17 protein-coding genes are annotated in these 19,678 nt (G+C 61.9%); 4 read left to right on the forward strand and 13 right to left on the reverse strand.

The annotated features are described in order from the left end of the window. Window positions 1-98: 98 nt before the first annotated feature. Genes AC07OG_RS14540 through AC07OG_RS14555 form a run of 4 tightly spaced genes read right to left on the reverse strand, consistent with a single transcriptional unit; the run spans window position 99 to window position 3,482 of the window. Entirely contained in the window at window positions 99-1,085 is a 987-nt protein-coding gene (locus AC07OG_RS14540; RefSeq protein WP_060543202.1) for a lysylphosphatidylglycerol synthase domain-containing protein, read from the reverse strand. Then, window positions 1,082-2,365 (reverse strand): cardiolipin synthase ClsB, encoded by a 1,284-nt coding sequence (gene clsB, locus AC07OG_RS14545; protein WP_495067338.1) that lies wholly within the window; start codon window positions 2,363-2,365, stop codon window positions 1,082-1,084. The genes AC07OG_RS14540 and clsB overlap by 4 nt, the downstream gene beginning before the upstream one ends. Continuing rightward, complete coding sequence (locus AC07OG_RS14550) at window positions 2,362-3,159, reverse strand: endonuclease/exonuclease/phosphatase family protein (protein ID WP_495067339.1); 798 nt, start codon at window positions 3,157-3,159, stop codon at window positions 2,362-2,364. Before AC07OG_RS14550 ends, clsB begins: the two co-directional genes overlap by 4 nt. Further along, complete coding sequence (locus tag AC07OG_RS14555; RefSeq protein WP_495067340.1) at window positions 3,156-3,482, reverse strand: hypothetical protein; 327 nt, start codon at window positions 3,480-3,482, stop codon at window positions 3,156-3,158. The genes AC07OG_RS14550 and AC07OG_RS14555 overlap by 4 nt, the downstream gene beginning before the upstream one ends. Window positions 3,483-3,914: 432 nt before the next feature. On the opposite strand from AC07OG_RS14555, the gene AC07OG_RS14560 reads away from it, so the two are divergent. Next, entirely contained in the window at window positions 3,915-6,041 is a 2,127-nt protein-coding gene (locus AC07OG_RS14560) for a mechanosensitive ion channel family protein (RefSeq protein ID WP_495067341.1), read from the forward strand. A gap of 19 nt (window positions 6,042-6,060) precedes the next feature. Here the strand turns inward: AC07OG_RS14560 and AC07OG_RS14565 are convergent, their stop codons facing one another. Beyond that, window positions 6,061-10,377, reverse strand: coding sequence for an Lhr family helicase (locus AC07OG_RS14565; protein WP_495067342.1), 4,317 nt, complete (start codon window positions 10,375-10,377; stop codon window positions 6,061-6,063). A 217-nt stretch (window positions 10,378-10,594) separates the two neighbouring features. On the opposite strand from AC07OG_RS14565, the gene AC07OG_RS14570 reads away from it, so the two are divergent. Both AC07OG_RS14570 and AC07OG_RS14575 read left to right on the forward strand, forming a co-directional pair. After that, complete coding sequence (locus tag AC07OG_RS14570; RefSeq protein ID WP_218425445.1) at window positions 10,595-11,479, forward strand: sugar nucleotide-binding protein; 885 nt, start codon at window positions 10,595-10,597, stop codon at window positions 11,477-11,479. Beyond that, window positions 11,472-12,401, forward strand: coding sequence for an NAD-dependent epimerase/dehydratase family protein (locus tag AC07OG_RS14575; RefSeq protein ID WP_495067343.1), 930 nt, complete (start codon window positions 11,472-11,474; stop codon window positions 12,399-12,401). The genes AC07OG_RS14570 and AC07OG_RS14575 overlap by 8 nt, the downstream gene beginning before the upstream one ends. Before the next feature lie 508 nt (window positions 12,402-12,909). On the opposite strand, the gene AC07OG_RS14580 is transcribed toward AC07OG_RS14575, so the two are convergent. The 5 genes from AC07OG_RS14580 to AC07OG_RS14600 all read right to left on the reverse strand — a co-directional run bounded on the left by AC07OG_RS14580 (window position 12,910) and on the right by AC07OG_RS14600 (window position 16,985). Beyond that, window positions 12,910-13,608: an OmpW/AlkL family protein gene (locus AC07OG_RS14580; RefSeq protein ID WP_060543209.1), complete on the reverse strand. Its 699-nt coding sequence runs from the start codon at window positions 13,606-13,608 to the stop codon at window positions 12,910-12,912. A gap of 213 nt (window positions 13,609-13,821) precedes the next feature. Continuing rightward, window positions 13,822-14,340 (reverse strand): DUF3299 domain-containing protein, encoded by a 519-nt coding sequence (locus AC07OG_RS14585; RefSeq protein ID WP_218425443.1) that lies wholly within the window; start codon window positions 14,338-14,340, stop codon window positions 13,822-13,824. Window positions 14,341-14,351: 11 nt separating this feature from the next. Continuing rightward, window positions 14,352-15,617 (reverse strand): ABC transporter permease, encoded by a 1,266-nt coding sequence (locus AC07OG_RS14590; protein ID WP_495067344.1) that lies wholly within the window; start codon window positions 15,615-15,617, stop codon window positions 14,352-14,354. Window position 15,618: 1 nt separating this feature from the next. Beyond that, on the reverse strand, window positions 15,619-16,329 hold the full coding sequence (locus AC07OG_RS14595) for an ABC transporter ATP-binding protein (RefSeq protein WP_495067345.1): 711 nt from the start codon (window positions 16,327-16,329) through the stop codon (window positions 15,619-15,621). Window positions 16,330-16,394: 65 nt separating this feature from the next. Beyond that, window positions 16,395-16,985: a DUF2796 domain-containing protein gene (locus AC07OG_RS14600; protein WP_495067346.1), complete on the reverse strand. Its 591-nt coding sequence runs from the start codon at window positions 16,983-16,985 to the stop codon at window positions 16,395-16,397. A 135-nt stretch (window positions 16,986-17,120) separates the two neighbouring features. Here AC07OG_RS14600 and AC07OG_RS14605 point away from each other — a divergent pair, with 135 nt between their 5' ends. Next, window positions 17,121-17,462 (forward strand): hypothetical protein, encoded by a 342-nt coding sequence (locus AC07OG_RS14605; protein ID WP_060543213.1) that lies wholly within the window; start codon window positions 17,121-17,123, stop codon window positions 17,460-17,462. A 75-nt stretch (window positions 17,463-17,537) separates the two neighbouring features. Here AC07OG_RS14605 and trxA read toward each other — a convergent pair whose 3' ends face one another. The 3 genes from trxA to AC07OG_RS14620 all read right to left on the reverse strand — a co-directional run bounded on the left by trxA (window position 17,538) and on the right by AC07OG_RS14620 (window position 19,631). Next, the gene (gene trxA, locus AC07OG_RS14610; protein WP_060543214.1) at window positions 17,538-18,410 is read right to left on the reverse strand and encodes a thioredoxin; all 873 of its coding nucleotides are present in this window, start codon (window positions 18,408-18,410) and stop codon (window positions 17,538-17,540) included. A gap of 103 nt (window positions 18,411-18,513) precedes the next feature. Continuing rightward, window positions 18,514-19,170: a class I SAM-dependent methyltransferase gene (locus AC07OG_RS14615; RefSeq protein ID WP_495067347.1), complete on the reverse strand. Its 657-nt coding sequence runs from the start codon at window positions 19,168-19,170 to the stop codon at window positions 18,514-18,516. Beyond that, window positions 19,167-19,631, reverse strand: a complete 465-nt coding sequence (locus tag AC07OG_RS14620) for a YbaY family lipoprotein (RefSeq protein WP_060543216.1) — start codon at window positions 19,629-19,631, stop codon at window positions 19,167-19,169. Before AC07OG_RS14620 ends, AC07OG_RS14615 begins: the two co-directional genes overlap by 4 nt. Window positions 19,632-19,678: the final 47 nt, after the last annotated feature.

Below are 19,678 nucleotides of genomic sequence, written 5' to 3' on the forward strand. Positions count from 1 at the left end.
GATTCCGGGTCGCCACAATTTCATGTACACCCATTAACCCTGTGGGAGCGGGCTTGCCCGCGAAGGGGCCATCAAGAACACCCCAAGAACACCCCGAATCACCCAGGTTTCTTCTCGATCCGTAACGCCTTGGCCTTGGCTTCCACCACCAGATACATCACCAAAGTGATCAACAACGGCAAGATGAAATAAATCGCCCGGTACGCCAGTAACCCCGCCACCAGGCTGCCCCGGGAAGCCTGGTGCTGCAGCAGCGCAACGAACACCGCCTCCAGCACCCCGAGCCCGGCCGGTATATGAGTGATGACGCCGGCGATGGCGCTGATCAACAGCACCCCCAGTACCAGTGGATAATCCAGCTTGCTCGGCAGCAGGGTGAAAATCACCGCGGCCATCAGCGACCAGTTGAGGGCCCCCAGACCCAGTTGCAACACCGCCATGCGCAGGGACGGCAGGTCGATTTCGATCCCGCGGATTGCCCACTCCCGGCGCTTGGCAAAGCGGCAGGCCGCCAGATACCCGGCACTCACCAACAGCAGCAGCGCACCCACGCCCTGCAGCGCACCGGTGCTGAGTTTCCAGCCAGGAGGCATGTGTACCAGGCCGCTACTGAATACCACCCCGGCAATGGTCATGTAACCGAACCAGTTGGTCGCCAGGCTCAGACCGAGGATCTTGGCGATGTTGCTCTTGCTGACCCCCAGCCGTGAATACAGTCGATAGCGCATGGCAATGCCGCCGACCCAGGCACTCAAGTTCAGATTGAACGCATAGCTGATGACACCTACAGGCAGGATCTGCTTCCAGGTCAGGTCCTGACGGATGTAGGTGCGGCCGATCAGATCGAAGCAGGCGTACACCAGGAAACTCACCAGCGTCAGTCCCGACGCGATGATCAAGGTGCGCACCTTGAAATCGGCCAGTGTGTCGAACACTTCGTTCCATTCGATGCGCTGGGCGAGCATGGTGAACAGCACGATCAGCAACAGGAAAAACAACATCGTCAGCGGCCGCTTCCAGCGACTCCAGCGGGACTTGCCCGGTGTCTTGGTCTGGCTCGCCGAGTGGGTGTCGGCGCGGTTCATTGATGTGCGCTCCCATCGGGGCGTGGAACAGGTTTGAGGCGCGGTTTATGCGCCGGCAGCCAGCCGGCCCAGGCCGGAAAGTGGCGCAGGCAGTGGAACACCAGAAAGCCTACGGTCATGTGCCATACCCGCCCACGCGGTGCGATCTCGGGTGACATTATTTTGCAGTGGTGATCGCTGAGGTCTTCGAGTCGCTCGAACAACAGCCGATTGAAGCTGCGGTCCCGGATCAGCACGTTGGCTTCCAGGTTCATCGACAAGCTCAATGGGTCGAGATTACTCGAGCCGACGGTGCTCCAGTCTTCGTCTACCAACGCAACCTTGCCGTGTAGCGGACGGTCGCAGTACTCGTAGATTTTCACCCCGGACTTGAGCAAGTAGTCGTAGGTCATGCGCGCCGCGAGTTTGGCCACCAGCATGTCCGGCTGGCCCTGCAGGATCAGCCGCACATCGACGCCACGGCGTGCGGCGTTGCGGATCTCGCGCAACAGCCGGTAACCCGGAAAAAAATAGGCGTTGGCAATCACCACGCGCCGTTGCGCCAGCCGCAGTACCTGGCGGTAGACCTCTTCGATATCGGTGGGGTGTTCGCCGTTGTCGCGAAACACCAGCCGTACCTGTCCATCATGCTCAGTGAAGGCCAATTCCGAGCGCCGCTGCCTGCGCCGTTGCCACCAGTATTTGGCCCGCACCGGACGACCGCATTGCAGCAGGGCAAAGTGATGAATGTCGGCCACCGCCGGGCCTTGCACTTCAACGGAATAATCCTGCTTGGCCTCGGGACCGAAATCGGCCAGATGGTCGGCGGAAAAGTTGATTCCGCCAATGAACGCGATGGTGCCGTCCACCACTACGATCTTGCGGTGCAGGCGGCGGAACCAATTGGTGCGGATGCCCAGGCGTTTCGGAGCCGGGTCGAACATCTGCAAATGCACGCCGGCCGCGCTCAAGGCCGAGAGATAGCCACTACTGAGTTCGCCGCAGCCAAAGCCATCGAGGCTGACCGTGGTGCGTACGCCCCGTTGCGCGGCTTCGATCAGGATCTGCTGCAGTTCGTTGCCGACCTTGTCCTCGAACACAATGAAGGTTTCCAGAAGGATTTCACTCTGGGCCTGACGCAGCGCTTCGAACACCCGGGGAAAATACTCTTCGCCGTTTTCCAGCAGTTCAACCCGGTTACTGCCTTGCCAGCCGTACTCGACATCGACTGCTGTCGGCATTTGCAGCGGCGGAGCAGGGATGTGCTGCATCGTGGTTTTTTCCATTGGCTGGCTGCTCATAGCTCAATCTCCACCGAGAGCGGAACGTGATCGGAAAGATGTGACCATGGCCGGGTGGTCAGCACTTGCGGGCGGCTGGCCTTGAGGTTGCGTACGTAGATGCGATCCAGACGTAATGTCGGCATTCGTGCGGGAAAGCTGCGCGCCGGTTTGCCATGGTGTTCGGCAAAGACTTCGCGCAATCCGCAGGGTTTGAGCAGCGCATCGGCGCGCTGGCGCCAGTCATTGAAGTCACCGGCGACGATCACTGGCGTCTCCTCGTGCAAAGCATCCAGGCGTTGCGCCAGCAACTTGAGCTGGGCGTTACGATGGGTTTCGCGCAGCCCCAGATGCACGCAAATGGCATGCACTTCCCGGCCATCCCCGGGCAGGCGCAATACGCAATGCAGCAGTCCGCGGTTCTCGTGGCCACTGATGGAAACGTCGAGGTTGTCGTGGCGAATAATCTGGAATTTCGACAACAGCGCGTTGCCGTGATCGCCCGCCGGATAAACCGCGTTACGTCCATAGGCGAATTGCGGCCAGAGGGTGTCGGCGAGGAATTCATACTGCGGTATCGCCGGCCAATTGTCATAGCGCTTGGGGTGGTGTTCGTGGGTGCCGTGGACTTCCTGCAAAAACACCACGTCGGCAGCCACACCACGCACCGCTTCACGCAACTCCGGGAGGATGAAGCGGCGGTTGAGCGCGGTGAAGCCTTTGTGGGTATTGACCGTCAGTACCGTGAATCGGCGGACCTCGGTGTTGCTCGGAGGCTGAGTGTCAGTCATGCCGACAGGTTCGGGAATACTCATGACAACACGCCCTCAAAGTTTTCGTGGCAGATTTCCACGGCGTGAAACATGGGCGTACATGCTTGAAGTGAGGTGTAGTCGTTTACCTTTGCTTCGTGCTGGCGGGCGAGGGCGGCGGCCTGATCGGCGCCCCGGGAGAGTGGCTCGAAACAACGATCACTTTGTTCAGTATTGAATTTGAGATCGCGCGCAAACGGCCAAAGGCTGATGCCCGCCCGCGAGGCGAATAGCAATTCGCGCTTGTGGGTCAAACCCTTCGGGTAGTAGTCGCCCCGCCAAGGCATATAGCGCCAACCTGAAATACCCATATGAATTGCCGTCATGCCGCCTCCGGTGGGACTGGCCCTGTTTTTGAAGGACTGTCGGGTGGTGGCGAAAGTTTCGATGGTGCTACGGACGGTACTGCTCCAACGGTAGGAACAAGGTTTGTGGCGAGGGGGCTTGGCGGAACACAGCATCGCCCCGTTGGACTGCGCAGCCGTCCCCAATATCTGGATACTCTGTGGTCAGTTAGCACCCGATTTTTTGGATATGGGAGGGGCGCTTCGCACCCCAACGGGGGCAAGCCCCCTCGCCACAAAGGCCCCTCGCCACAAGGCCCGCTGCTGCAGAGGCCATCGATGCCAGTGACGATCGCTTGCGGGCGATGCGTGGTAATGTCTGCCCCGAACGATAGGGCCGCTGTGGGCAATGTCCGAACTTGCCCGCCGTTTCCCGATCAGTTGCTTATAGTCACAGCCAAAGGAGCGGTTGCCTTGATCAAGCTCAAGACCGTGATACTACTGGGGGCGTTAGTGTTCCTGGGCAGCGAGGAGCTGGAAGCGGCAGCCATACCGGGGCTGCCGGGCGCTAGCACCGCAGCACCACAGGCACACCCTCAACCGCTGGTGCAAGGTGGGCTGCTCGGCGCCATCAGTTCAAGCATCGACGAGGTGCAGCACAAGCTCGACCTCAACGAAAATCTGCTCGACGCCTGGCGCCTGCGCGCCGATCGCGCGGTCGACGAAGCGGATGAACTGGTCAATCAGCCCTCGGCCCGCTCGAGCTGGAGTGTCGTCAGGGACTTTATGCTGCTGACCTGCGTCTGGGTCGGCACTTTCGCCGTGCTCTGGCTACTCGGCCGGCAAGCCGCCCACCGCCTCTGCGAGCACCGCCTGCTGCTTAGCCGGGAGCGGGGCCAGGCCTTGCTCGGTTATGTATTGCCGTACACCCTTCCAGCATTGGCCAGTTTGCCGCTGACGATTTATGCCAGTCAGTTTTTACCGGTTTCAGCCGGGCGGGCGCTGGCGCTGTGTCTTGCCTATGCGACCAGCGCCGGGATCTTTGCCGCATCGCTGGTGATGTCCCTGGTGGTGCTGTTCAACACCGGGCACAAGCGTCGGGCGGTGCAAATCATCCGCCAGCACAGTCCCCGACCCTTGTTCGGCATCGGCTTTCTGGTGGCCCTGAGCGACGCCCTGACCAGCCCGCAGATTGCCCATCAACTGGGCAACAACCTGACCAGCAGTATTGCGGTGTTCACCGGCCTTGCGGCTTCGATTTCCTTCGGCCTGCTGGTCATCCGCATGCGTCGGCCGGTGGCCCACGTGATCCGCATTCTGCCGTTGGCCCAGCGCACCCGCCAACCGGCGCTGCGCGAAACCCTGCGGATCTTTTCCGGGCTCTGGTACTGGCCGATCCTGTTGATGGTGCTGGTCTCGATCATCAACCTGATCGGTATTGGCGATGACAACCAGCAAGTGCTGCGCAGCGCGTTGTTCACCACGGTGTTGCTGATTGCCACGGTGTTTCTCAGTACCACGCTGCATCACCTGTTCCGATCCCGTAATGAGTCAGATCCGCGTCGCAGCAGCGCCTATAAAGAACGTTTTCTCAACCTTTCCCATGCCTTGCTGCGGATCGCCATGGCCATCGTGTTCATCGATATTCTGGGGCGGATCTGGGGCGTTTCGCTGTTCGAGTTTGCGGTGAGCAATGCGGTGGGTCGGGCGATCAGTGATTCCCTGAGCCACATCGGTTTGATCTTCCTGGTGACCTGGATGGTCTGGGTGGTGCTCGACACGGCGATTCAGGAAGCCCTGAAGCCATCGGCCAACAAACGCTCGGCGCGCCAGCCGAGTACGCGGGTGAAAACCATCCTGCCGTTGTTGCGCAACGCGATCAAAATCATCCTGGTGGTGATCTGCGCCATCACCACCATGGCCAACCTGGGCATCAACGTCGCGCCGTTCCTCGCCGGTGCGGGGGTCATCGGCTTGGCGATCGGTTTCGGTTCCCAGCAACTGGTGCAAGATGTGATTACCGGCCTGTTCATCATCATTGAAGACACCCTGTCCATCGGCGACTGGGTGGTGCTCGACTCCGGCCACGCCGGCACCGTCGAAGGCCTGACCATCCGCACCTTGCGCCTGCGCGACGGCAAGGGCTTCGTGCATTCGGTTCCGTTCGGCCAGATCAAGGCCGTGACCAACCAATCGCGGCAGTTCGCCTACGCGTTCTTCTCGGTGCAATTCACCTACGACACCGATGTCGACAAGGCCATTGCCCTGATTCGCGAAGCCGGGCACTCCATCAGCGACGACCCCTTTCTCAAGTACAACCTGCAAGGACCGCTGGATGTGTTCGGCGTCGACAAGATGGACCTGAACGGAGTGGTGCTGACGGCGCAGTTTCGCACGGTGTCGGGCGGCCAGTATGCGGTGAGCCGGGCGTTCAACCAGCGGTTGAAAAAGCTTGTGGATAACAGCCCCTGGGTACATTTCGCGCAGACTTATCCACAGCAGGTGCTGGTGCCCAGGCATGCAGTGGAGGCGCCGGAGGAACATGCGGTTGAGCCGGAGCATTCGGCGGTGTTGATTCCGGATCGGTCGCATTCCCAATAGGGTGGCGACTGCACTGGCCTCAATGCTGGATCAGCTTGCTGCGCACCTCGGCACTGGCCTGCTGATCCAGCTCCAGCCAGAAATGCTGCTGGCCGGCAATCTCGGCAGCCGCCGGCAATCCATCGCGATACACCAGCCGATTACCGGCCAGCGCCGGCACTTTCGCACCGGGCAAAAGCGTGCCGGCAAGGTTCAGCGGATCAACCCCGCACACCGCGATCAGACTGCCGTCCTTCGGCCGGCGGCGCACTTCGCGCAATAATCCAATCGCCTCTGGCAGGGCGAACTGCTCACCCGCCAAGCCGCTGACAAACCGCCCGCCACGAATCTCGCCGCGGGCCTCCAGCCGGTGGAAAGTACGCAGCAGCTCACGCCAGCTTGGCAACCAGTCCGCCTCACGCTCCAGTAGACGCCAGAACACCACGCCGTAGCGGCGCAACAAGGTCATGGCAATGTGTTCAAGCGTGTCGGAAGGCGTAGCCGCCGGACGCTGGTTATCCACAACCGACGCGGCAGTGGCGCGTCGCAACAGGGCCCAACGCCCGGCATCGTCCATGCCCCCGGAAAACGCTCCGCGCCCGCGACGAGTGCTGCGGTTCTGGCGTTTGCTGGCCGGGGTGATCAGCGCCCGCAGACCGGCGAAGCTGTCGGCGTTCACCAGGCCGGCGCCCACCAGTTCCTGCAGGGCGATTTCCAGCTCGGCACGCAGCAGGTGCGCTTCATGAATCAGCTCATCGAAAAACAGCGCGCCATGCTGGCTGAGGGCGGTGTGAACCTTCTGTGCCTTGGGTGACAGTTCGCTGGCTGGCGTCTGTTCGGTCAACCCGCTCCAAAGCCCGACCTGATTGCGTGGCAATAATACAATCGGCGTACTGCGCAGCGCCGTGCTGGCGCCCTTGTTGCTTGCGGTCAGGCGCAGCCACACCAGCTTGCCGCTGCGGCACAGTTCATCCAGCCAGCTCGCCGAGTAATCCTTGATGCGCGCTGCCAGGACGTCGCTGTCCCAGGCCGAGGCAGCGGCGGGGTAGCCTTCGAATTGCGCGGCGATAGCCGGCAGCATCTTTGCGCCCTGGCCTTGGGTTGCGGTCGAGACATGCTGCCAGTCGAACAGAAAACGCATGAAGTCCTGCAATGCCACGGGCTCGATTTCCCGACGCAGACGCTTGACCGTATAGCGATGAATCCGTGCCAGCAAATGCCGCTCGCACCATTGCTCCTCACTGGCGCCAGGGGTGAAGCGGCCACGCAAAACGTACCCCTCGCGTTCCAGTTGCGCCAGGGCCTGAGTGACTTGCGATGGTGCCATTGCAAGTGGCTCGGCGATGCTGTTCAGCGGTAGCGGGCCGAATGCACTGAGCCGTGCCCGAATTACTTCGAGTACAGCCTCATCCGTGCCCCAGCTTTCGTGGAACCCCGGCAGTGCCTGCAGCGGCGGCGATAAAACCGCCTGTGGATAAATCGCCTGCAGGCAAGTCAGGCGTTCCACGGCCAGCCACACGCAATGGCTGGCGTTGATTTGCAGGCGACTGGCGCGTCCACCTCCGGCCAGGGCGTTGAGCCAATCGAGCCACTGCGCATTGGCCTGGACCTCGGCATCGGTGATGCACGCCAGGCTCATCAATGCCTCGTGCATTTCATCGACGCCAGTGGGTGCGGGCCAGGCTTCTTCGCGCACGGCGGTGATGGCGTCGGCATCCAGCTTGCCAAGGTCATCGGTCGATTGCGGGTCGCTCCAGCGCCGGTTGAGCACGGCCTGTGTGCGGCGTTCCTCCAGCGGTGCATCGTCAAGAAAGGTGTAGGGGCGGGCGCTGAGAATTTCCGCTGCCAGCGGTGAAGGTGCCGGCAAGTCGCGGCTGATCAGGCGGATATCGCCGCCCTCGATACGCCGCAACAACGCGAGCCAGCCTTCAGTGTCCATGGCCTCGTGCAGGCAATCGTCGAGGGTTTGTTCCACCAGCGGATGGTCAGGAATCTCCCGTTCCCCCGCGAGGTTTTCCACGCAGGCGATCTGGTCGGGAAACACGCTGGCGATCAGGTCTTCGCTTTTCATCCGCTGGATCTGCGGCGGCACTTTGCGTCCGCCACTGTAACGCGGCAGGGCCAGGGCCACGCCGGCATTCCAGCGCCAGCGCACACCGAACAGCGGCGCATCGAGCACGGCCTGAATCAGGGTGTGTTCGGCGCTGTTGCTGTGCAGGTAGCGCCAGACATCATCGAGTTCAAAACTGTGACTGGTGGACAGTGACAGCACGATGGCGTCTTCGCTGGCGGCGGCCTGCAATTCGAAGTTGAAGGTGCGACAGAAACGCTTGCGCAGGGCCAGGCCCCAGGCGCGGTTGATACGGCTGCCGAACGGCGTGTGGATGATCAGTTGCGTGCCGCCCGACTCGTCGAAAAACCGCTCCATCAGCAGTGTGTCCTGGGAAGGCAGGGCCCCCATGGTCTGCCGCGCCGGGGCCAGGTATTCCACCATTTGTTCGGCACTGGCGAAGTTCAGGCCGAGGGTGTCGGTCAGCCAGTCGAGGGCCGGTTGCAGGTTGCCCGGCGTGGCACCGAGCAGGTCGTCGAGGTGCGCTTGCAAGCGCGCTACCGCCATCGACAGTTCGGCACTGCGCCCCGGGGCTTCACCGAGCCAGAACGGAATGGTCGGCGGCTGCCCTTGGGCATCTTCGACCCGGACCTTGCCGGTCTCCACGCGCAGGATTCGATAGGAGGTATTGCCCAGCTGGAAGACATCCCCGGCGATGCTTTCCACGGCGAAGTCTTCGTTGACGCTGCCGATGTTCAGCCCTTGGGGCTCCAGCAGCACGCTGTAGTCGGCGTTGTCCGGGATGGTGCCGCCACTGGTCACCGCCGTCAGCTTAGCGCCCCGGCGACCGCGCAGGGTGCGGCTCACGGCGTCGCGATGCAGATAAGCGCTGCGGATGCCCTGGCGACCGTTGTAGCCCTCGGCGAGCATCTGCAGCAGCGCCTGATAATGTTGGTCGTCGAGCCCGGCGTAGGGCGAGGCACGGCGCAGCATTTGCAGCAGAGCCTGTTCCTGCCATTGCTGGCAACTGACCTCGGCGATGATTTGTTGCGCCAGCACGTCCAGCGGTGCCACAGGGATCAACAAGGTGTCGAGTTCGCCCCGGCGCACGCAGTCCAGCAGTGCCGCGCATTCGATAAGGTCGTCGCGGGTCGTGGCGAACAAGCGGCCCTTGGGCGTTCCGCCGACCTGGTGGCCGGAGCGGCCGACCCGTTGCAGGAAACCGGCGATAGAACGCGGCGAGGATATCTGGCAAACCAGGTCGACGTCGCCAATGTCGATCCCCAACTCCAGCGAAGCGGTGGCAATCAGCACTTGCAGATCGCCGCGCTTGAGCCGCTGTTCGGCGTCGAGGCGAAACTCCTTGGCCAGGCTGCCGTGGTGGGCGGCCACGGCGTGCTTGCCGAGGCGTTCGCTCAGGTGCCGACTCAGGCGTTCGGCCAGGCGCCGGGTGTTGACGAAAATCAGTGTGGTCCGGTGTTCCCGGGCGAGAGCGGCGAGGCGATCGTAGACCAGATCCCAGACATCGTTGGACATCACCGCCGACAACGGCACGGGCGGTACTTCGATATCCAGATCCCGCGGGCGGGCGTGGCCGATGTCGACGATCTCACAGGGGCGGTCCTGCCCCACAAGAAACCGCGAGACGGCCTCGATGGGTTTTTGCGTGGCCGACAGGCCGATGCGCAGCAGCGGTTCGGCACACAGGGCTTGCAGGCGCTCCAGGCTCAGGGCCAGGTGACTGCCGCGTTTGCTGGCGGCCATGGCGTGGATTTCGTCGACAATCACCGTGCGCGTGGAACTCAGCATCTGCCGGCCCGAGTCGGACCCGAGCAGCACGTAAAGGGATTCGGGGGTGGTCACCAGGATATGCGGCGCATTCTTGCGCATCGCCGAGCGTTCTTTTTGCGGCGTATCGCCGGTGCGCACGGCGGTGTTGATCTGCAGGGGCGGCAAGCCCATCGCGTGCAGTTGTCCGGTAATCCCGGCCAGCGGGTCTTGCAGGTTGATCTGGATGTCGTTGGACAGCGCCTTGAGCGGCGAGACGTAGACCACCAGGGTTTCGACGGGCAGGCCGTCGGGGCTTTCCAGGCCTCGGTGCACCAGGTCGTCGATCACCGCGAGGAAGGCGGTGAGGGTCTTGCCGGAACCGGTGGGCGCGGCAATCAACGTCGAACGGCGCTGGCGAATCAACGGCCACGCGCGGGCCTGGGCGGCGGTGACCGTCGCGAAGGTGTGACTGAACCAGGCGCTGACGGCGGGGTGGAAGCCGTTCAGGGCACTGTCTGCAGGGATGGGCAGGTTCATGGAGCCAGTTATGCGGGTGGGGGGCGCAAGATGCAAGTACCGCTTGGGATCTCCAGTGGCAGGCACGGGCACCGCAAAAGCAGGATAACTACACTTTACGGATGACGGTTGCGCACTAAACCCGCAAAATGCAACGATTCCGGCAATTGACAACGACATCGCCTGTACGCGGTGTCGATATAGCCATCGTTCCAATCAGACTGGGCCTGCTGACTCTATGCGAATGCGCCTTATGTTACTGGGCGGCGGAAATGCCCTTGGGCAGGCGCTGATTCGCCTCGGTGCAGAGGAAGATATCGGTTTCCTCGCCCCCCGCCCGCCGCAAGACGGCTGGGATGCCGCGAGCCTGACGCAACTGCTCGACGACACCCGACCGGATGCGTTGATCAACCTCGCCTACTACTTCGACTGGTTCCAGGCCGAAGCGGTCAGCGAGCAGCGTCTGGCCGGGCAGGAGCGGGCGATCGAGCGTCTGGCCGAGTTGTGCAAGCATCACAATATCGTGTTGCTCCAGCCTTCGAGCTATCGGGTGTTCGACGGCTCCCGCGCCACTGCCTACAGCGAAAAAGACGAACCGGTGCCCCTGGGCCTGCGCGGTCAGGCCCTGTGGCGGATCGAGCAAAGCGTGCGCGCGACCTGCCCACAGCATGTGTTGCTGCGTTTCGGCTGGCTGCTCGACGACAGCCCCGACGGCGCCCTGGGCCGATTCCTCGCCCGCGCCGAAACTCCCGCAGAGCTGTTGCTGGCCGACGATCGTCGCGGCAACCCGACGCCCGTGGATGACGCCGCCCGGGTGATCATTTCCGTGCTCAAGCAACTCGATTGCGCCGCGCCGCTGTGGGGTACCTATCATTACGCCGGGCACGAGGCGACCACGCCGCTGGCGCTGGGGCAGGCAATCCTGACCGAAGCCCGCAACCTGCATACGCTGGCCATTGAGGCACCCACCGCCCAGGCCCACGCCGCGCGTCCGGATGCCGCCGAAGAGCCGCAGCACGCGGTACTGGCCTGCAAGAAGATTCTGCACACGTTCGGCATCAAGCCACGCGCATGGCGCGCGGCGCTTCCCGGTCTATTGGACAGGTTTTATCGGCATGGCTGACGGTCCCGTTTTAATCACCGGTGGTGCCGGTTTCATTGGTTCGCACTTGACCGACGCGTTGCTCGCCAAGGGCCATGCAGTGCGGATTCTCGACGACCTGTCCACGGGCAAGCGCAGCAATCTGCCGCTGGACAATCCCAGGGTCGAATTGATCGTCGGCGATGTGGCCGATGCCGCCCTGGTTGCCCGGGCGATGACCGGTTGCAGCGCCGTGGCGCATCTGGCGGCGGTGGCCTCGGTGCAGGCTTCGGTGGACGATCCGGTGAAGACCCACCAAAGCAACTTCATCGGCTCGCTGAACGTCTGTGAGGCCATGCGTCAGGCTGGAGTCAAACGCGTGCTGTTTGCCTCCAGTGCAGCGGTATACGGCAACAACGGCGAAGGCCAGTCGATCGACGAAGACACGCCTAAAGCGCCGTTGACGCCCTACGCCGTGGACAAGCTGGCCAGTGAGCAGTATTTCGATTTCTATCGGCGCCAGCATGCTCTGGAGCCGGTGATTTTCCGTTTCTTCAACATCTTCGGCCCGCGCCAGGATCCCTCCTCGCCGTACTCCGGGGTGATCAGTATTTTCAGCGAGCGCGCGCTGAAAGGCTTGCCGATCACCGTGTTCGGTGACGGTGAGCAGACCCGCGACTTTGTCTATGTCGAGGATCTGGTCGACTTGCTGGTGCAAGCCATCGAGAAACCCCAGGTCGAAGTGGGCGCGGTCAACGTCGGCTGGAACCAGGCGACGACTCTCAAGCAGATGCTCCAGGCCCTTGAAGAAGTGGTCGGTGAGCTGCCGCCGGTGAGCTACAGCCCGGCACGCTCCGGTGACATTCGTCATTCCCGGGCCGACAACCGGCGCTTGCTGGAGCGCTTCGCTGCCAGCGAGCAAACCCCCATGAGCGTCGGGCTGGCACGGTTGCTGGGACTGTAGGAGCGAGCACGCTCGCGATGGACTCAAGAACACTGCGGGGAACCAGACTCCCGCGTTATCGTTAACGACCATCGCGAGCATGCTCGCTCCTACAGGGGAATGCGCTCGACTACTGTAGGAGCGAGCACGCTCGCGATGGACTCAAGAACGCCGCGGGGAACCAGACTCCCGCGTTATCGTTATCGACCATCGCGAGCATGCTCGCTCCTACAGGGGAATGCGCTCGACTACTGTAGGAGCGAGCACGCTCGCGATGGACTCAAGAGCACCATGGGGAACCAGACTTCCCGCGTCATCGTTAACGACCATCGCGAGCATGCTCGCTCCTTCAGGTAGCTATGAATGAAAAAGGCGCCTATCGAAGGCGCCTTTTTCACGGCCGGAATTTGCCACTACAAACTGTGCAATTCCAGTGGCGAGGGAGCTTGCTCCAGGTCGAGCCTGTAACGGTCGCCATCAGTATTGAGTCTGCTCGCCACGGCCTCATTCACCACCACGTGAACGTTACTTAGAACTTGTAGCCCAGACCGATCATGTAGACAAACGGATCCACATCCACGTCAACCTTGGCCCGGGTGCCCGGTGCAATGGCGTTGTTTTCCACTGTGGCGGTGGTATCGATGTCGATGTAGCGCACCTGGGCGTTGATCATCACGTTGTCGGTCAACATGTAGTCGGCGCCGACCTGCCAGGCCAGGCCCCAGGAGCTATCCGCCTTGAAGTTGCTGAAGCCGGCGGACTCGGCTCGGCTGCCGACGTGTTCGTCGTAGATGTAGGTGTAGTTGATGCCACCGCCGACGTACGGTTGGAACTTCGACTTTGGATCCAGTGGGTAATACACCAGGCTCAGGGTGGGCGGCAGCTGTTTGATGCTACCGAGTTTGCCGTTGGCTGGGCCCAGCGCGGTGTTCTTGATTTTTACGTCATGTTCGAACGGGGTCGCGGCGAGCAGCTCGATGCCGAGGTGAGGGGTAAGCATGTAGGCAAAGTTCAAGCCCAGCTGCGTGTCGCTGCTCAGGGTTGCCTTGCCACCCAGGTCTGCACCTGCCAGCGGGCCTTGATCGACCTTGACGCTGGAGCTGTCAGCTTCCGGGTCAACGGTGATGGCGCCGGCACGAAGGATGATGTCACCGGCTTCGAAAGCATTGGCGAGCGGGGCTGCGAGCGCGAGGGCAACCAGCGAAGCGCTGAGCAAGGACTTGTTCATGGGGGGCTCCAGAGGACATTAAAATTTTCTATGCCCAATGGTAGCTCGCTATTTAGTAGTTACCTTGATTTAGCTCAACAAAGTGAACGGGGTTTGTATTTTATTGTGGTTTTGATGAAGCCTTCGTCGGAGCGCCAGTCGCACCTGGGCTTAAAGTGGGAGCGGGCTTGCTCGCGAAAACTATTTTCTGAACGACGGCGGACCAATGGGGGCTCACTCCGGCAGCTCATACAGGTAAATCTTGTCCGCCTCCATCTGGTATCCGGCGTCCGCCAACTCGCTTGTAGACGCCTTTACCTGCAACGCACCCTCGATCCAGTACGGCTGATACAGCTCATCGAGTTTCACGCCCACTTCACTTCTGACATGCACGATCTGGTTCGACGGCGGTGGCGGTACGTGAATGCAGGCGCCGAAATACGGCACCAGCAGAAACTCCGTGGTGCGACCTTCCTCACTCACTTCCAGCGGCACGATGTAGCCCGGCAGGCGGATGTCCTGGCCGTCGAGGGCCTTGACCACTGGCGCGTTGGGCATGTCCTGCCTGGCTGCCGGCGCTGACTCGGCCGACAGCGCGCTGCTCATCTGCGAGAGGTCGTGCAGGGGCGTCATGTTCGGCACTTCCTTGGGCGCGTCCGGCGGAATCATTTCCGACCAGGTCAGGTCTTTTGGCTGCGCCGCCCACAGGGGCAGGGCAACCAGCATCAACAGCGCAAGTACAGCGCGGGGCATTTTCAACATCCTCATAAACGGATCGACAAACCATCGGCCAGGGATTGGCGGTAGGCCCGCCAGGCCGGCACGCTGCCCATCAGCAGCGCGGCGATCAGGATGCCAGCAAGCAGTGTCCATTCATATTGGCTGGGCCAGGCCAGCGGCAGATACAGACCGTAGTTGGCCTGCACATAACCCTGGGCCGCCGCGATGCACAGGTACAGCAGGGCCACGCCAGCAATCACGCCCGACAGCGCCAGGGCAAAGGCTTCCATCACCAGCAACGTCGCGATGTGCCAGGGGCGAGCGCCTACCGAACGCAGGATCGCCATCTCCCGGCGACGCTCGTTGAGGCTGGTGAGAATCGCCGTGAGCATACCGATCAACCCGGTCAGCACCACAAACAGCGAGACCACGAACAAGGCTTTTTCTGCCGTGCCCATCAAGCTCCACAGCTCCTGCAACGCCACGCCCGGCAGGATCGCCAGCATCGGTTCGCCACGGAATTCGTTGATTTCGCGCTGCAGGGCAAACGTCGAAATCTTGTTGTTGAGGCCGAGCATGAACGCGGTAATCGCTTGCGGCGTCAGGTCCATGTTGCGCGCCTGATCAGCGCTGATGCGCCCATCGCCCCGTGCCGGAACGCCGTTGTGCCAGTCGATGTGAATCGCTTCCATGCCGCCGAGGCTGATGTGCAGCGTGCGATCCACCGGGGTGCCGGTGCGCTTGAGGATGCCGACCACGTTGAACGGCTTGTCATCATGTTTGACCAGGCTGATCGCCGCCACACCATGGGCCAGCACCAGTTTGTCGCCGAGCTTGTAGTGCAGTGCCTCGGCGACTTCAGCGCCGAGCACCACTTCGAACGGGTCGCTGGCGAAGGCGCGGCCATCCGCCAGTTCCAGATGTTGCTGGCGCCCGTACTGGTAGTGCTCGAAGTACGCCTCGGTGGTGCCCATGACCCGATAGCCGCGATGGGAATCGCCGAGGGACATCGGGATCGCCCACTTCACCTTCGGGTTATTGGCGAAGTGCTCGAAGCTGTCCCAGCGGATGTTGTTAGTGGCGTTGCCGATGCGGAACACCGAGTACAGCAGCAGGTTGACCGAGCCGGAGCGGGCGCCGACGATCAGGTCGGTGCCGCTGATGGTGCTGGCGAAACTGGCCTTGGCTTCTGTGCGTACACGCTCGACGGCCAGCAGCAGGCACACCGACAGGGCGATGGCGAACGCGGTGAGGATCGCGGTGAAACGGCGGTTAGCCAGGCTGGCCATGGCTAGACGGAACAGATACATCTCAAACCTCTGCGGGCGTGGCGGCGCGATTGAGATCGGCCAGCGACAGGTTGTGATCGAACAGCGGCGCCAGGCTCTGGTCATGGCTGACGAACAGCAGGCTCGAGCCGGCTTCGCGGCATTCGGCGAACAGCAGGCGAATGAAGTTCTCCCGGGCGTCGTAATCGAGGGCCGAAGTCGGCTCGTCGGCGATCACCAGTTCCGGCTGACCGATCAATGCCCGCGCGGCCGCGACTCGTTGTTGCTGGCCGATGGACAGCGAATCGGCGCGGCGGCCGAGGATGTTGTCATCCTGCAAACCCAGGTGCGCGAGCAGGGTGGCTGCGGCCTTGTCGACGCTGCCGTGACGCTGCCTGGCCCGTGCGGCACGTAGTTTCGAGAAGTGGCAGGGCAGTTCGACGTTCTCGCGCACTGACAGAAACGGCAGCAGGTTGAACTGCTGGAAAATGTAGCCTGTGTGATCGACGCGAAAGTGATCGCGGGCACCAGCGGACATTTCGCTCAGTTCGTGGCCGAGCAGGCGAATACTGCCGCGATCCGGCTTTTGCACGCCGCCGAGCAGGCCCAGCAGGGTGGTCTTGCCGCTGCCGCTGGGACCTTTGAGAAACAGGGTTTCCCCTCGCTCCAGACGAAACGCCGGGATATCCAGCAAGAGCGGGTGACCGGGCCAACTGAAGCCCAGGTCGGACAGTTCGATGAGTGCTTGGGTCATTTAGCCGATTTCATGAATGTTGATGACCTGTGTTGGACCTGTTGGACAGGGGACTTTTGGGCGGATCAGAATTTTAGGCTGGCAGCCTTGGCCGTCACTTCAACGCCTTGCTGGCCGCTCGGGCCGATCAGTTGTACCTGAATCTTCTGGGTCGCCGGGAAGGTGTTGAAAACATTTACCAGGTCCAGGGTTTTCAGCTCGCCAGGAGCGGCGCAGGTGAACTGGTAAAGCGCGTGGATTTCGCTGTGACCCTCATGGTGCTCGTGGGCCACTTCGGCCTTGGCGTCTTCATCGTGATCATCGTCGGCATGCGGTTTGTCGCCAAACAACGGGCTTTCCAGTCCCTGGTTTTGCACCACGCAACCTGCGGCCTTTGGCAGGCTGAAAAGAGCCAGGGGTTTTTCAAGGCGGGCGCGGGCGGAGGCGACTTTAGCCTTGTCGTCATCGCTGGCGGCAGCATGTTCGAACCCCACCAGATTCATCGCCGGGCTTTCCAGTTCCAGTTCCAGAGTCTGCCCGCTCAACGCCGCATTCAGGCGAGCGACGCCGTGTTCATGGGCGCCAAGGCTGCCGTGCTCATGATCATGTTCGTCGGCGGCCTGGGCGACAGCCAGTGGCAACAAGGCAAACGGCAGAGCGAGAAGCAGATGACGCATGGCGATTCTCCGAAAGGTAAAGTGAAGATAATGTTATGTAATCTTATTACATTAGTGCGGAGAGTTTGACCGTCTGCTTGGCGTTGCACAAGTCCCGTGGGAGCATGCACGCAAGAAATGTGCGGGAGCAGAGCTATGTTGCGAATTCGCGGAAACATCGGCGACTGGCCGGTGGATTTGACGCTGGAGATGGATGACAGCGACTGGGCACGCTTGGGCGCGCAGCTGCAGGTGGAGAAAACCGCAGCCAGCGCGCCAACGGCAAAACCGCTGAATCAGGATGATGCGCTGTGGCAGATCGCCAGGGATTTGTTGCGCAAGGCCGGGCAACTCAGCGGGCCGGACTTGCTCGACCAGCTGGAAGGGTTGACCGGCAGTGCGGGGGCGGGCAAGCGCCTGTTGGTGCGGTTGCGCCATAGTCCCGACGTGAAGGTCGAGAGCGGCGGGGATACGCCGCTCTACCGCTGGCTCGAATAAACCGCAAAAGCTCGCGGCCTGCGCCAGCTCCTGCAGTGTCCGTGTGGGGCTGGCGCAGGCTGCGATCTGTTGATCTTAATAAAGCGCGGCAAACAACTTGCGACGGTAGGTGCCGACCAGCGGGTGGTCGTTGCCCAGCAGCTCGAACACCTGCAGCAAGGTCTTGTGCGGCAAACCTTCGCTGTAGCTGCGGTTGCGCATGAACAACTTGAGCAATGCATCCAGGGCGGCTTCGTACTGTTGACGGGCCAGTTGCTGGATCGCCAGTTGATACACCGCTTCGTCGTCCAGTGGGTCTTTCGCCAGGCGGGCTTTGAGGTCGGCGGCGTCCGGCAAGTCCCTGGCCAGGCCAAGAAACTTGATCTGTGCTTTGGCACCGGCCAGGGCGGCCTTGTGCTCGTCGCTCTTGACCGCATCGAGTACGGTTTGCGCTTCAGTCAGTTCACCGCGCTCGGTCAGGCAGCGGGCGTAGAGGATCAGCGCCTTGGCGTTAGTGTTGTCCTCGCCCAGCAGCACTTTGAGCTGGGCTTCGGCATCGGCGAAGCGGCTGTCGTCGAACAGCGCCTGGGCCTGTTCGAACGGGTCGGCGGCGGCCGGTGGCGGCATTTGCACGTGGGGTTCGAGCAGGGCGCGAACGGCTGACTCCGGTTGCGCACCGGCGAAACCGTCGACAGGCTGGCCATCCTTGAACAGCACCACGGTCGGCAGGCTGCGGATGCCGAAGCGAGCGACGATGTCCTGTTCGAGGTCGCAGTTGACCTTGGCCAGCAGCAGTTCGCCCTGATAGCTCTCGGCGATGGCCTGCAGCATCGGCATCAGCTGTTTGCAAGGCGCACACCATTCGGCCCAGAAATCCACCAGCACCGGCTTGTGAAAGGAGTTCTCGATTACTGACTGGTCGAAATCGGCAGTCGTGGCGTCGAAGATGTACGGCGTTGGCTGACTCATGGGGGATCTCGTAAAAGCGTGAATGGGGCAACTATACGGCTTGACGGGGGGCGGCCGGAAGACAGGACACCGATCGTTCCCACGCGTGGGAACGATCAATCAATCAAGGCCGGGAGGCGTGGTACAGGCTTACATGCCGAAATTCGTGTGGCTCGGCCAGATCCGGCAGGGTCATGGCTTCCAGCATCTCGATGCGCCGGTACAGCGGATGACGAAAATCGCGCACCCGTGAATCGGCTACCAACGCTTCCCGGCCGCGACTGAGAAATTCATCCAGCAACGGCAAGTTCGCCCGGTCGTAGAGCACATCGGCTACCAGGATCAAATCAAAGCGATCGGCCTCGGCAAAAAAGTCCGTCGAATAGCTGAGCTCGACATCATTGAGTTCAGCATTCGCCCGACAGGCGGCAATCGCCAATGGGTCAAGGTCACAAGCCACCACTTCCAGCGCCCCGGCCTTCACTGCGGCAATCCCGGCCACGCCGGAGCCCGCGCCGAAATCCAGCACGCGCTTGCCCTTGACCCACTCAGGGAAGTCGGCGAGATGACGTGCCACCGCCAGGCCACTGGCCCAGCAAAAACACCAATAAGGCGGTTCATGCAGGATCCGCCGGGTTTCTTCCGGGCTGAAGGCCCGGTCCATGTTGTCGCCATCAATCAACCACAACTTCAGATCGGTCCCCGGTAATTGACAGGCGACCAGCTGCGCATCACCCAGCAATTCGCCCAAAGCCTGTTGCAGGTCGTGCGGTGCACTCATGGCGCTTTGACGAATTGCAATTGGCCCAGCGCCTGGGTGGTCGGCTGGCTAATCAGCTGTGACGGCAGGTGCAGGATCAACTGGCCGGACTGACTGGCGCGGCCACGCAGCTCTACACGGGCGCCGACCGGGAACGATTCGGGGTTGAAGCGCAGGTGAAACGGTAGCGCCTGGTTGTTGCCGATCAGGTTGGAACTGGCGAGCAATTGCTGCGGCCGATCTTTTTCGTCGATCACCAGCAGCGCCAGCTCCACTTCAGCCCCTGCCGGCACACCTTGCAGCGTACCGCTCAATTCGCGCTGATACGCCGGCAGTGGACCGAGATTCGCCGATTCCCGGGCTTTCTTCTGCGCCTGTTCTGGTGCAGGGCCTGGCGTTGGCGGCTGGGGCTTGGGGGCATCGCTGCTGCAAGCGACCAGCAGGCTGAAAAAACTGAGCAAAACGAGTGGTCTCAGGGACATTTGCGGCTCCGGCAAGACGTAATCCATATATAACCAATCTGTATACC

The sequence above is a fragment of the Pseudomonas sp. GW821-FHT09H03 genome (assembly GCF_059415945.1).

Excerpts from the sequence above, each read along its gene's own strand:
- AC07OG_RS14540 (WP_060543202.1), bottom strand. The coding sequence starts at position 1,085 with ATGAACCGCGCCGACACCCACTCGGCGAGCCAGACCAAGACACCGGGC.
- clsB (WP_495067338.1), bottom strand. The coding sequence starts at position 2,365 with ATGAGCAGCCAGCCAATGGAAAAAACCACGATGCAGCACATCCCTGCT.
- AC07OG_RS14550 (WP_495067339.1), bottom strand. The coding sequence starts at position 3,159 with ATGAGTATTCCCGAACCTGTCGGCATGACTGACACTCAGCCTCCGAGC.
- AC07OG_RS14555 (WP_495067340.1), bottom strand. The coding sequence starts at position 3,482 with ATGACGGCAATTCATATGGGTATTTCAGGTTGGCGCTATATGCCTTGG.
- AC07OG_RS14565 (WP_495067342.1), bottom strand. The coding sequence starts at position 10,377 with ATGAACCTGCCCATCCCTGCAGACAGTGCCCTGAACGGCTTCCACCCC.
- AC07OG_RS14570 (WP_218425445.1), top strand. The coding sequence starts at position 10,595 with ATGCGAATGCGCCTTATGTTACTGGGCGGCGGAAATGCCCTTGGGCAG.
- AC07OG_RS14575 (WP_495067343.1), top strand. The coding sequence starts at position 11,472 with ATGGCTGACGGTCCCGTTTTAATCACCGGTGGTGCCGGTTTCATTGGT.
- AC07OG_RS14580 (WP_060543209.1), bottom strand. The coding sequence starts at position 13,608 with ATGAACAAGTCCTTGCTCAGCGCTTCGCTGGTTGCCCTCGCGCTCGCA.
- AC07OG_RS14585 (WP_218425443.1), bottom strand. The coding sequence starts at position 14,340 with ATGCCCCGCGCTGTACTTGCGCTGTTGATGCTGGTTGCCCTGCCCCTG.
- AC07OG_RS14590 (WP_495067344.1), bottom strand. The coding sequence starts at position 15,617 with ATGTATCTGTTCCGTCTAGCCATGGCCAGCCTGGCTAACCGCCGTTTC.
- AC07OG_RS14595 (WP_495067345.1), bottom strand. The coding sequence starts at position 16,329 with ATGACCCAAGCACTCATCGAACTGTCCGACCTGGGCTTCAGTTGGCCC.
- AC07OG_RS14600 (WP_495067346.1), bottom strand. The coding sequence starts at position 16,985 with ATGCGTCATCTGCTTCTCGCTCTGCCGTTTGCCTTGTTGCCACTGGCT.
- AC07OG_RS14605 (WP_060543213.1), top strand. The coding sequence starts at position 17,121 with ATGTTGCGAATTCGCGGAAACATCGGCGACTGGCCGGTGGATTTGACG.
- trxA (WP_060543214.1), bottom strand. The coding sequence starts at position 18,410 with ATGAGTCAGCCAACGCCGTACATCTTCGACGCCACGACTGCCGATTTC.
- AC07OG_RS14615 (WP_495067347.1), bottom strand. The coding sequence starts at position 19,170 with ATGAGTGCACCGCACGACCTGCAACAGGCTTTGGGCGAATTGCTGGGT.
- AC07OG_RS14620 (WP_060543216.1), bottom strand. The coding sequence starts at position 19,631 with ATGTCCCTGAGACCACTCGTTTTGCTCAGTTTTTTCAGCCTGCTGGTC.